The sequence below is a fragment of the Kosakonia sp. MH5 genome, assembly GCF_009935945.1.
Lineage (GTDB): Bacteria > Pseudomonadota > Gammaproteobacteria > Enterobacterales > Enterobacteriaceae > Kosakonia > Kosakonia radicincitans.
In genome coordinates this window covers 359709-372445 of the sequence record NZ_QODH01000005.1, presented here as the reverse complement: position 1 = coordinate 372445, position 12737 = coordinate 359709, and the positions used below count along the sequence as shown (strand labels likewise).

At 52.3% G+C, this 12737-nt stretch carries 8 protein-coding genes and 1 pseudogene; 7 read left to right on the top strand and 2 right to left on the bottom strand.

Going from position 1 to position 12737, the window contains the following annotated elements:
- From DK872_RS16180 to DK872_RS27350, 7 genes and pseudogenes are all read left to right on the top strand, one after another.
- Nucleotides 1–1494: type VI secretion system Vgr family protein (locus tag DK872_RS16180; protein WP_161518539.1), on the top strand; the 1494-nt coding region annotated here is incomplete at its 5' end.
- Nucleotides 1484–2005, top strand: a complete 522-nt coding sequence (locus DK872_RS16175) for a hypothetical protein (protein WP_007371705.1) — start codon at nt 1484–1486, stop codon at nt 2003–2005. The genes DK872_RS16180 and DK872_RS16175, both read left to right, overlap by 11 nt.
- 110 nt (nt 2006–2115) lie before the next feature.
- A complete protein-coding gene (locus tag DK872_RS16170; protein WP_071920944.1) occupies nt 2116–2544 on the top strand; it encodes a DcrB-related protein in 429 nt (142 codons plus the stop codon).
- A gap of 13 nt (nt 2545–2557) precedes the next feature.
- On the top strand, nt 2558–6985 hold the full coding sequence (locus tag DK872_RS16165) for an RHS repeat-associated core domain-containing protein (RefSeq protein WP_161518538.1): 4428 nt from the start codon (nt 2558–2560) through the stop codon (nt 6983–6985).
- A 9-nt stretch (nt 6986–6994) separates the two neighbouring features.
- The gene (locus tag DK872_RS16160) at nt 6995–7333 is read left to right on the top strand and encodes a hypothetical protein (RefSeq protein ID WP_079517793.1); all 339 of its coding nucleotides are present in this window, start codon (nt 6995–6997) and stop codon (nt 7331–7333) included.
- 63 nt (nt 7334–7396) lie between these two features.
- Nucleotides 7397–7841, top strand: a pseudogene (locus DK872_RS27920) (RHS repeat domain-containing protein); the annotation flags it as partial.
- A 156-nt stretch (nt 7842–7997) separates the two neighbouring features.
- Nucleotides 7998–8300 carry a hypothetical protein gene (locus tag DK872_RS27350; protein WP_071920942.1) on the top strand — a complete coding sequence of 101 codons (303 nt, stop codon included), beginning with the start codon at nt 7998–8000 and terminating at the stop codon, nt 8298–8300.
- A gap of 899 nt (nt 8301–9199) precedes the next feature.
- On the opposite strand, the gene fumA is transcribed toward DK872_RS27350, so the two are convergent.
- On the bottom strand, nt 9200–10849 hold the full coding sequence (gene fumA / locus DK872_RS16150; RefSeq protein WP_161518537.1) for a class I fumarate hydratase FumA: 1650 nt from the start codon (nt 10847–10849) through the stop codon (nt 9200–9202).
- A 51-nt stretch (nt 10850–10900) separates the two neighbouring features.
- Complete coding sequence (locus tag DK872_RS16145; protein ID WP_007371713.1) at nt 10901–12412, bottom strand: anion permease; 1512 nt, start codon at nt 12410–12412, stop codon at nt 10901–10903.
- Nucleotides 12413–12737 lie beyond the last annotated feature (325 nt).

Here is a 12737-nt window from a genome sequence, read left to right as displayed (position 1 = left end):
GGCCCGCAGACGGCGAAAGTGGTCGGCCCGCAGGGGGAGAGCATCTGGACGGACAAATATGGCCGGGTGAAGGTGAAGTTCCACTGGGACCGTCTGGCGAAGGGGGATGACACCAGCTCCTGCTGGGTGCGCGTCTCCAGCGCCTGGGCGGGCCAGGGTTTTGGCGGGGTACAAATCCCGCGCGTCGGCGACGAAGTGGTGATCGACTTCATCAACGGCGACCCGGACCGGCCAATCATCACCGGTCGCGTCTACAACGAGGCCAGCATGCCGCCGTGGGCGTTGCCCGCCGCCGCCACGCAAATGGGCTTCCTCAGCCGCTCGAAAGATGGCTCAGTTGATAATGCCAACGCCCTGCGCTTTGAGGATAAAGCGGGGGAGGAGCAGGTGTGGATCCAGGCCGAACGTAATATGGATGTGCAGGTAAAAAATGATGCCTCGCGCTCGATTGGTAGCAATCACAGCCATTATGTGCGCAAAAATGAACTGTATCGCGTTGAAGCGAATCAGACGCAGGCGGTGAAAGGAGGAATGGAGATCCTGACCGGAAAAGGCAAGCTGGATGCGGTGGTTGAGCAGTATATCCTCGCTTCCGGCACGCAGTTGCGGCTGGTCTCGGGCGAAAGCGCTATTGAGCTTAATGCCAATGGCAAAATCAACCTGATCGGTAAGTCCTTCAATTTCTTCGTGGAAGAAGATGGGCATATCACCACTGGCGGTAAGCTGCATCTCAATGCGGCTGGCACGAAAGCGCCGACGACTGCGCCAGGTTCTGGTCATAAAGGCGATATTGATGCTGCGCTACAGGCGAAATTTTCTCCACAAGGCGGCGTTAAACGTGCCGCACCCGTGGCGGCAGCACCGGCATACACCCAAAAATCGACCGCAAAATATCAAGCCCCGCCGCCATTGAAAGGGGATTATGTTTATAAAAATGATCCAACGTCATCCCAAATAATGCCTTTCGATGAAAACACGCTTAACCAAATCAATAAATCCCCAACGCTTCAGGCGCAGCTGAAAGAGTTAAAACAGAAGGACTGGGCGATCCAACCGGGTTCTGCAGGAGGAGGCAGTTACGCCAGCGGGGAGAATAAACTTATCGTCATTGATCCTGAGCATATGGCTGATGCCAATGAAACGGTACAAACGTTGGCACACGAAGCTGGCCATGCGATGTATCCGGTTACGCCAGATCTCTCCAGCCGTGAGAATTATATTAATAGCCAGTTGATGGATGAAGGTGGTGCCACGCTGAATAATATTAAGATTCAGCGAGAAATCCTCGGCAATGGCGGTAATGATATTGGTATCGCCGCAGGGAGTGATGCAACGGAGGCCGTCTATAATCAAACGTATGACAAAATGATTAATGGCGAAATTTCCAGGAATAGTGCCGCGCAATCCATTGGTAAGGTCATCGGCAAATATGAAACCGCTTCTGGAACCAATCAAAACTATAACGATTATTACGGGAGCTATTATGACCAATAGGATAACGAAAAGTCTGTCGGTACTTTTACTCTCTTCTTTTTTTACATTCACTACGCATGCGGAACAAAAAAATATGAACCATGACTCTCTGTGGCAGATGACAAAAGCATTAAAGACGGTGTGGGGCAAAAAAGTCGATGCTGTCAGTACCTTTTTAGACCAGCCACTGGTTCCTTTTACATCTACCGCGAAAGATCGTTTCACGTCCGCGCCTTTTACGCTGAGTGACGGAGTTACGATCAGTGAACTTGATGTTCGTCTCAAATCGAATGGTGATGGAACTGTCGCATTAATCTCTTTTTCCGTTGGCGAAGAATGCATCACGTTTGATGAAGTTAAACAACATTTTCCTGATATCACGTTGCGTTTTGTGCCGCGGGCAAAATTGCCGGGAACAACGTTTGGTTACCTGACGACGCTCGATGAAAAAAAGCTTGCCTGGGGATTCGGTTTTCCTGCATTGAACAGGGAATGCCTTAGAACAATCACCATGACCCACTACGACGCTTAATCTTTTCACCGCGTACTTACCGCCAGTTTATTTTTCTGGCGGTAGGTACTCTTTAATTATTTCCTCTTTTATTTCTATTTATTCTTATATCTCGGCATCGGGGTTTTATTATGCAATACACCCTCCCGGAAGGTTCTTTTTCTCTTTTTCCTGCCAGCTGGCAGGATACCAGCATGACCATGTTACGTGACGAAGAGAGCGGGCTTTCGCTGATTGTCAGTCGTGGCGCGATCCCGGACGGCAGCGACTTCGAACAAGAGTTTTATCGTCAGTGGGATGTGCTGCGCACGCAAATGGGCGACATCGCGCAGAGTGAGTTTTCCCGCATCCTTATCGGCACAGAACAGAAAACCCGGGCGGTAGAAGTGGAAACCGTTTTTACGCGCAATGGTCAGCAAATATGGCAAAAGCAGTTTGCCGTAGCGGCCCCGGGCGGGGCGGTGGTGATGATTTTTACCCTCTCTGCTTTACGCGCATTCAACGATGAAGACGCAGAACGCTGGAACGCCATCAAGCAAAGTCTGACGCTGCACGCATAACGGAACCGGTGGCATGAGCGATAAACACGCGGCCCGTGAGGGCGACAAAATTATCCATTCCAGCATTTTCGCGGATATTACCAGCATTGTGGCGGAAGGCGTTGCTTATGCCGCCATCGGTTCGGCGGTGGCTTTCGCTGCCACCGCCGCCGCGCCGCTACTGGGAGTGGGAGCTGCGGCGGCTGGCGTCGCGGCCGTTGGCTCCAGTTGCCTGTTGAGCGGTATTATCGGCGGTATCCTCGCTAATGTGGCCGGTATTACCGACGACATCAGCAATGCTGCCAACACTCTTGGCGATGCGATTTTCCCGCCGTCACCGGCCGGGGTGATCGTTACCGGTTCGGTTAATGTGCTGACCAATGACAGGCTGGCAGCAAGGGCCGCGGGCACCATTGCCACAGGCGATACCCCGCCAGCAGAACCGCAATCACCAGGCAGTTTTGCCGACTATGCGGGCATGTTGCTCGCCGGAGCAAAACACATTGGCAGCGAGATGTGGCAACCAACCGTCGGCTCGGCTGACGCCGGAACTTCGCCACTGGAAGAGGACAAAGTACTCTGCGATAAACATTCAGGGCCACAGTATCTCGCTCAGGGTTCGAAAAGCGTTTTTATTAATAACCAGCCTGCGGTGCGGGCAAAAGACAAAACCACCTGCGAAGGTACTGTCTCGGACGATGTTTCGCCAAACGTGATTATTGGCGGCGAGACGCTGACCGTCCGCGATATTAAAAGCGGCAAGTTGCCGGGGCTGGCAGTGGCAATGATCGCCCTGTCGCTGATCCGTGGCCGACCTGGAAAGATCCTCAAAAATATGCCCTGTGCGCTGGCGGCAGCCGGTGGCGGGATGCTGGCGGATATGGCGGTGAACGCCGTATTCGGGTCATCGCACCCGGTGCATGCGGCTACCGGCGTGAAGGTGCTCAACGATGAAAACGAGCTGGATTTCGCTTTGCCGGGGCGTTTTCCCCTGCAATTGCAGCGTAGTTACAATAGCCTGACCACCCGGGCCGGGTTGTTCGGCCCCGGCTGGGCCACGATTTTTGACAGCTATCTGACGCTGGAAAGCGACGAGGTCACCTGGTTTGATGAAACCGGGCGCGAACTGCGCTTCACTTTGCCGTCGGTCGATCACGCGCTGTACTGCATCAGCGAAGGGGTGATTATCCGCCGCAACGAGGAAGGTGATGTTGCTATTGCGGACGATGATGGAGCGGTCTGGCGGCTGTTTAAGCCAACTCGCACTAACCCTTCCCTATTGCGGCTTGCGTCGCTCAGTGATGAGTATGGTAATGCGCTGGAAACCGGCTGGGATGAGCAGGGAAGACTGGTGAGTATTCATGATGCGCCGTGCGCCATCGATGTGACGCTGGCGTACGATGATGCCCGGTTCCCGCAGCGCGCCACGTCGGCCAGCCATTTCGATGGTGAACGTCACTGGCCGCTGGTTCGCTGGGCTTACGATGCGCATGGACAGCTTGCCAGCGTTGCCGATGCCACCGATCTTGTGCGGCGTGAATTTCGTTACAACGACGATGGGCTGATGGTCTGGCACCGTGCGGCCAGCGGGCTGGAAAGCGAATACCGCTGGGCGATGTTTGATCACTGGCGGGTTGTGGAAAACCGCACCAACACCGGCGATGGCAGCCTCTTCAGCTACGATCTTGCGGCCGGGCTGACCACCGTAACCACCTATGACGGGCAAACTCGCCAGCACTACTGGAATGTGCAGGGGCTGATTGTCCGCTTCGTCGATGAGCGCGGCGAAAACTGGCGCTATGAATGGAATGACGACGAACAGCTTATCCGCCGCATCGATCCGCTCGGCAACGCGGTGACCTTTGTCTATGACGACATGGGCAATCGCGTAGAGGAGATCGACGCCGAAGGCAATTCCCGCGCCACGCAATGGCTGGAAAACCGCGCATTGCCTGCGGTAATCACCGAGCCTGGCGGTAGTGCGACGCGCTTTTATTACGACGAACACTTTGGTCTGGCGCGTACCGTTGATGCGCTGGGCAATACGACACTGTGGCGACGCGATGAGTTCGGTCAGATCATCGAAGAGGTGGATGCTGCCGGGAACAGCCGTCGTCAGGAGTATAACGAGGCCGGGCAGGTGATCCGCGAGACGGACTGTTCCGGGCAGATAACGCGTTATCACTATCATCCGCTCGGTTGGCTGCTGGCCGTGCAGGCGGCGGATGGCGAAGAAACACGTTATCACTACGATGCGGCCGGGCGACCTCTCCAGCTTGAGCGGGCGGAAGGCTGGCAGGAAACGCTGGTCTGGAACGAACGGGGCTTGCCTGCACAACATGAAGCGTCAGACGGTAGCTGCAGCGAGTTCCATTACGACAACAGCGGGCGGCTGGTCACCACGCGCAACAGCATGGGCGAAACGCTACGCCGAAGCTGGGACTGCCGTGGACGACTGATTGCTCTGCACAATGAAAACGGTGAAGCTTATCAGTTCCGCTGGGGCGCTGATTCACTGTTACTGGAGGAGCAGGGGCTGGACGGTGTGGTCAGCCGTTACACCTACGATGCGTGCGGGCGCACGCTATCGCGGACTTTTGCCGCCGGGCATCCCGAAGCGATCACCCACCGTTTTAGCTGGAGCACCACCGGGCAACTACTGGCGCGCATCACACCGGAAGGGCAGACGCGCTGGCACTGGTCAAGGGCAGGTTTCCCGGAACGCATTAGCGTGCATCCGCCGCTTGATGAAAATAGCTGGAGTACGGAGGCCGAGCAGGAGCTTTGCTTTACCTTCGACGCGCTGGGCAGAGTGACCGGAGAGCAGGGGGAAAACGGCACGCTTGGCTGGCGCTACGACGCGCTGGGTAACCGCACAGCCACGCAACTGCCCGATGGCCGAGAACTGAAACAGCTTTACTACGGTAGCGGACATCTGTTGAGCATCGCGCTCGACAATCTGCCGATCAGTGATTTCACCCGTGATACCTTGCACCGGGAAGTGAGCCGCACTCAGGGGCTGCTCACCAGCCGCAGTGAGTACGATCGGCTCGGGCGTTTACATCGCCGGGATGTCTTTACCGGCAATGCGCAACGTCCGGCGCCTCGCCGCTGGTCGCGCCGCTGGGATTATGACTACCGTAATAACCTGATCCGTGAAGAGCGCAACGACAATCCCTTCGACTGGTATCGCTGGAAATATGATGATGCAGGCCGCCTGATGACGCAGGACGGGACGTTGCCCGGCCAGGAGCAGTGGCGCTGGGATGCGGCAGGGAATCCGACGGATAATTCGTTGCAGCAGTCAGTGCGCCACAACCGTGTAACGCAACTGAACGGTATCCGCTGGCAGTACGACATCCACGGCCGCACCGTGGAAAAAGACAATGGGCAGACGCGCTGGCATTACCGTTACGATGGCGAACATCGTTTAACGGAGGTCATTAGCCAGCCGCGGGATCGCAATAAACCGCAGGTTCAGGTCAGTTTCCGCTACGATCCGCTGGGACGACGCATCAGTAAAACGCGCCGCCAGTTGCGCGCAGGCGAACCCAGTGGACGTACCGTTACCACGCGTTTTGTCTGGGATGGCTTGCGCTTATTGCAGGAAATCCACGACGATATACCGCTGACGTATGTCTACAGCGATCAGGATAGTTACGATCCGCTGGCGCGAATCGATGGCATCAGCGATCCGGAAATCTACTGGTTCCACAATCAGCCAAACGGTTTGCCGGAGCGACTGACGGATGCCGAAGGGGAGTTGCGCTGGGAAGCGCAAAATAGCGCCTGGGGCAAATTGTTGCGTGAGACGCCGCTCCAGGCACCGGAATATGCCCAGAACCTGCGCATGCAGGGGCAGTACCTGGATCGCGAAACCGGCTTGCACTACAATCTTTTCCGCTACTACGACCCGGACTGCGGGCGCTTTACCCAGCAGGACCCAATAGGTCTGGCGGGCGGGATAAACCTGTACCAGTATGCACCGAATGCGCTGGGGTGGGTGGATCCGTGGGGGTTGAGTCAGAGGAAATGCTCAAATACTAGTTCTAAGCAAGGACACGGCTCTCCGAAAATATCAAACCAACCAGGTACGGCTGTAATTCATTGGCACGATAATCGATCCCCTACCAATACTTTTGGACATTATTCTGTTGAAGTGAAAATTAATGGAATGAGTTTACATACCCATCAGGCTGGCGCACCAGGCGAAATCACAATGGTCACTTCTCGTGGTTTTGAACATCTACCTCCTGCTGCAAAATTGAAAGAAGTGCAATTGCCTAAAGCTGATGAAGCAATTAGATATTTAGGAGGGAAACTTGAGAAAGAAGGGCCACTTTATGATCTTAAAACACAAAGCTGTGTTACACATGTATGCGATGTTTTAAGAAGTGGGGGCGTGGATATCCCTACTGAGCCTGGGGCGCAAATGAAGTATATTTTAAAATTACTTAAGTAAGAGGTGGTTATGTTTTCACTTTGCCCAATACATTCAGTCGCTCGTGATGTGACCGTTTCAAAGACTATAAGTGAGGCATTGGAAAAGAATTTGCCCGTAAAAGATGTCGTAGAATTGATTATTGTACATCCCGATGAAAATATGCGTAGGCAGCATATTATTATAGATAGTGCATTATTAACGGGAATGGGCATTAATCATACTGAGGATGGTTTTATTTTATATGATAGAGATAGAGTAAATAAAAAAATGAATGATAGAATGATTATTAGAAAAATATCAAATCATCTTGCTGTAGTTTGTCCGGTATGTCTTTTTGAAAAGTTAGGGCTGAAAATAACCGAATGAATCACTATGAAGTAACTTTTTAAACATGTCGGGCAGTGATGTCATTGCTGGAAGATGGCTATTGTCTGGGATGGCTTGCGTCTGCTGCAGGAAATTCACGACGATGTACCGCTGACGTATGTCTACAGCGATCAGGATAGTTACGATCCGCTGGCGCGAATCGATGGCATCAGCGACCCGGAAATCTACTGGTTCCGCAATCAGCCAAACGGTTTGCCGGAGCGACTGACAGATGCCGAAGGGGAGTTGCGCTGGGAAGCGCAAAACAGCGCGTGGGGCAAACTGTTGCGTGAGACGCCGCTCCAGACACCGGAATATGCCCAGAACCTGCGCATGCAGGGGCAGTACCTGGATCGCGAAACCGGCTTGCACTACAATCTTTTCCGCTACTACGACCCGGACTGTGGACGCTTTGCCCAGCAGGACCCGATAGGGCTGGCGGGCGGGATAAACCTGCATCAGTAAGGCGCCGGATGCGCTTACCGGGATCGATCCGTCAGGCCTCGCGAGCTAAATCCAGGAAGCCCATCAAGAGGTAATAAATACTTTAAAGGTCCTGAACAGCATCTACCAGGAGGGCTCCTGAAATGGTTATTGACTCACAGTCAACCACAGACAACTCTGCTATTAATACTATATTGACTGTAAACGTAGGGAAATTGTGTTGACTAAGGATAATGCAACGAAAATCATCGGAGATGCTAATGGAGATCCAAAACTTATTGCTTCTAAACTAGGTATACCAGAGGAACAATTAAGCAATGATAGTCTGGTAATGGTTGAGTTTAAACCAACGGAACTATATTCTCCTCGAGTGCCATCAGGAAAAGAGTGGGGAGCGAATAGCGAGTGGTTACCTGGTGGAAAACTACCTAAGGGAGACTTAGAGGCTGTTGTTAATACAGAAGGCATGATTAACGGTAGGGATTTTATAGTTAAAGATATAGTTACAGGAGAAATATTATGACTAACCTAAAAAAATATCAGTAAACCCGTGGGATTTTACACTTTATCAAAAAAAAGATGACGAATTTATTTTAAAGGTAATGTTTACCGAAGGTGACTATAAAGTTGATGGGGCGAGATTTTTTTTGTTTTCGTTTGATGAGATAGTTAAACCGTTAGATGTTGATTACGTTAAAAGTATTTCTGAAAATATTCGCGCAAATTATAATTCTTTTCAATCAAGAGAATTAAGCAAAAAAGAATTTGACGATCTTGTCTGATGGTTTTTCGCGTCTGGTTAAATGACAATGCGATATTTACAACTGATACTTGGTATTGTTTTCTGGCGTAATAAGGAAGTTTAAGATGAAAGTATCTGTTGTCAGTTCACGACGAGGTGATTTTGAGTTGCTCAGGTCGGCTGACAAATAGATACTTTCAGTATTAATACCTAATTATTATCCAAATTCACATTTTGATGTTAGTAAAGATTTTTTATTAACAGATGATGAAGTTACTCATAAAGAGGATGTCGAATATTTAAAGAAACTTGCTGAGAACATCAGGAAAGACTGGAGTACATTTTTGAATCGGGAAGTTTCGGACGTTAAAATAGTGCGTTAACCATTTCAGACAAATAATCATCATCAAGGTTATATCCATCCATAAAAGCAGAATGGCCGGGATTGATGATGAATTACAACGTATTATCTTTAAGTTTCTGGCGTTGATATATCTCTTTTTATTTATACTATCTTATTTTTATAAAAAACTGGCTTATATGCTGGTTTTTCATGTCTGGATGTAAATCAGATCTCGCGAGCGGGAGATATTCACCGATTTTTGATATGCGGAGCAAAGCCCTGGGCCGATCTCCTAAAAAAACACCCGGCGGGTTTCCCGGCCGGGTGTTTTCACATCTTAACGCTGGCTACAGCCTGCGCACTGTTTGTTCTGGATCTGCTGGAAGAAGTCGTTACCTTTGTCATCCACCAGAATAAACGCCGGGAAGTTCTCCACTTCAATCTTCCAGATCGCTTCCATACCCAGTTCCGGGTAAGCCACGCATTCGAGGCTCTTAATGCTCTGCTGCGCCAGTACTGCAGCCGGGCCGCCAATACTTCCCAGATAGAAACCGCCGTGTTTGGCACAGGCATCGGTCACTTGCTGGCTGCGGTTGCCTTTCGCCAGCATGATCATGCTCGCGCCGTGGGATTGCAGCAGATCCACGTAGGAATCCATACGCCCTGCGGTGGTTGGGCCGAGGGAACCGGAAGCATAACCTTCAGGCGTTTTTGCCGGGCCTGCATAATAGATCGGGTGATCTTTCACGTACTGCGGCAGCTCTTCGCCGTTGTCGATCAGCTCTTTCAGTTTTGCATGGGCAATATCACGCGCCACGATGATGGTGCCGTTCAGCGACAGACGAGTCGATACCGGGAACGCAGAAAGCTGCGCCAGGATATCTTTCATCGGCTGGTTCAGATTGATTTTCGCCACATTGCCTTCGCCCTGTTGGCGCAGCGCTTCCGGAATGTACTGCCCCGGATTGTGCTCCATTTTCTCAATCCAGATACCTTCGCGGTTGATCTTCGCTTTGATATTACGATCGGCGGAGCAGGAGACACCCATGCCGATCGGGCAGGATGCGCCGTGACGCGGCAGACGGATCACGCGGATGTCGTGGGCGAAGTATTTACCGCCAAACTGTGCGCCGAGACCGAGGTTCTGCGCTTCCTGCATCAGTTCCTGTTCCAGTTGCACATCGCGGAACGCCTGGCCGTGCTCGTTACCTTCGGTCGGCAGACCATCATAGTAACGGGTCGATGCCAGCTTCACGGTTTTCAGCGTGGATTCAGCGGACGTGCCGCCAATAACAAACGCAATGTGGTACGGCGGGCAGGCTGCCGTGCCGAGAGAGCGCATCTTCTCAACCAGGTAGTTTTTCAGTTTCGCCGGGGTGATCAGCGCCTTAGTTTCCTGGTAGAGATAGGTTTTGTTCGCTGAGCCGCCGCCTTTGGCGATGCAAAGGAACTTATACTCATCGCCATCCACGCTGTAGAGATCAATCTGTGCCGGCAGGTTGGTGCCGGTATTCACTTCTTTGTACATATCCAGCGGCGCGTTCTGTGAATAGCGCAGGTTATCTTCAGTGTAAGTGTTATACACACCGCGAGCCAGCGCCGCTTCATCGCCGCCTCCGGTCCATACGCGCTGGCCTTTTTTACCCATAATGATGGCCGTGCCGGTGTCCTGGCAGGTCGGCAGCACGCCCTTGGCGGCAATTTCGGAGTTACGCAGGAACTGCAACGCGACGTATTTGTCGTTTTCGCTCGCTTCCGGGTCAGTCAGAATGGCCGCAACCTGTTTCTGGTGGGAAGTGCGCAGCAGGAAAGAGGCATCGTGGAAAGCCTGTTGCGCCAGCAGCATCAACGCTTCGGGTTCCACTTTTAAGACTTCCTGGCCGTCAAAGTCGGCGACAGAAACGTGCTCACGGCTCAGCAGGTAATATTCCGTATTGTCTTTCGCCAGCGGGAACGGATCCTGATATACAAAAGGTTTGTTCGACATAGCTCATTACTCCATAAAAATAAACCGCCGGGAAAGCCCGGCGGTTGTGAATCAGAACATCATGGTAATCCACGGATAACCAATCAACAGCAGGGCGGCGAGGAAGATTGCACCGAAGATGGTGCCCAGACGCCAGTAGTCTTTGGTCGGCAGGTAGCCGCTACCGTAGTAAATCGGGCTCGGGCCAGTACCGTACGGAGTGATGATGCCCATCACACCCAGAGAGGTACACAGAACCAGGACAACCACTTCCATATTGATGCCCGGGATCGTGGCAGCAATGGTCAGCATCGCCGGCAGCAGGGCAGTGGTGTGCGCAGTGGTGCTGGCAAACAGATAGTGCAGCAAGTAGAACGCCAGCAGCAGAGCAATGGTTGCCATCCCCGGAGAGATACCCGCCATCAGCAGGCCGCCTTCTTTACCCAGCCAGGCAATGAAACCGGTGGAGGAGAGGCCATCGGCCAGCGCAACCAGGGTGGCGAACCACACGAAGGTGTTCCAGGCCGGTTTGTTGCTGGTAATGTCGTTCCAGGTCAATACGCCGGTCCACAGCATCAGTACTACAACCAACAGCGCAGCCAGAGCCGGTTCAATAAAGTTGGCGGCGAAGATCCACATCAGCAGCGCGCAGCAAACAAACACCAGCAGCAGGATTTCGTTACGGGACATTTTGCCCAGTTTTTCCAGCTCGCGGCTCGCCCACAGCGGCACTTCATCATTCACTTTTACTTCTGGCGGGTAGAACAGGTAAGCCAGCAGCGGCATAGTCAGAATCAGCAGCACGCCGAGCGGCAGGAAGGCGATAAACCAGGTCCCCCAGGAGATGTTAATCCCGACGGTGCTTTTCACCAGCGCCAGCGCCAGCAGGTTCGGCGCAAGAGCGGAGAGGAACATAGAACTGGTGATACAGGCGGCGGTGATGGCAACCCACATCAGGTAGGAACCAATGCGGCGTGCGCTCGGATCGTTCGGTTTTGAACCGTACAGCGGCGGCAGGTTGGCAATAATCGGGTAGATAGTGCCCCCGCTGCGCGCGGTGTTAGACGGTGTGAACGGTGCCAGCAGCAGATCAGCGAAGGTGATAGCGTAACCGAGCGTCAGGCTGCGGCGGCCAAGGTATTTCACCAGAATCAGCGCCAGGCGGCGACCGAACTGCGTTTTATCGTAACCAGCGGCGAACATAAAGGCGCCGAAGATCAGCCAGACGGTTGAGTTACCGAAACCGCTCACCGCCCATTTAAAGGACTGGCCTGCGAGCTTGAATTTCGGATCGGCCAACTGCTCAGGGCTAAACAGCAGCCACTGACTGCACAGCGCGATGACCACCACGCCGGTCAAACCGATAACGGCGCCCGGCAGCGGTTCGAAGATCAAACCTACGATCACGCCGACAAAGATAGCGAAGTAGTGCCACGCGAAAGGCGGTAAGCCCTCCGGCACCGGAACAAATAGCAGGAGCACTGCGACGATAATCGGCAGCGCCATCATAATCAGGCGGTTTTTATTTCCGCCTTTCGCACTGGCTGCACTGGCAGACGGCGGTGTTGTCGTTTTCTCTTTCATAGTGAGCATCTACAAGTAGTTAAAAATTCGGGGTCGGTAGCAGATTTCAATGTCACTTTATTTACTTACATAAGTTACTTTAGTTCTTTATTGTGACTTTTCATATTCTGCCGGGTTTTTTCTAACGCATCTTTATCTGCATTAAATTAGGAAAGTTTCTGTTTTTATATATTGCGCTTCCACTCGCTAATGCTCTTGATTGAGATCAAAAAAACGCAAGCACTATAGGTTTTTTTTATATTTTTTAATACCCACATAGCAGTATGTGGTTATTCTGTGAGAAACATCTCAATTGTTAAATATTGGTGCTGATAATAAATCTCAT

Excerpts from the sequence above, each read along its gene's own strand:
- DK872_RS16175 (WP_007371705.1), top strand. The coding sequence starts at position 1,484 with ATGACCAATAGGATAACGAAAAGTCTGTCGGTACTTTTACTCTCTTCT.
- DK872_RS16165 (WP_161518538.1), top strand. The coding sequence starts at position 2,558 with ATGAGCGATAAACACGCGGCCCGTGAGGGCGACAAAATTATCCATTCC.
- DK872_RS16145 (WP_007371713.1), bottom strand. The coding sequence starts at position 12,412 with ATGAAAGAGAAAACGACAACACCGCCGTCTGCCAGTGCAGCCAGTGCG.
- fumA (WP_161518537.1), bottom strand. The coding sequence starts at position 10,849 with ATGTCGAACAAACCTTTTGTATATCAGGATCCGTTCCCGCTGGCGAAA.
- DK872_RS16160 (WP_079517793.1), top strand. The coding sequence starts at position 6,995 with ATGTTTTCACTTTGCCCAATACATTCAGTCGCTCGTGATGTGACCGTT.
- DK872_RS16170 (WP_071920944.1), top strand. The coding sequence starts at position 2,116 with ATGCAATACACCCTCCCGGAAGGTTCTTTTTCTCTTTTTCCTGCCAGC.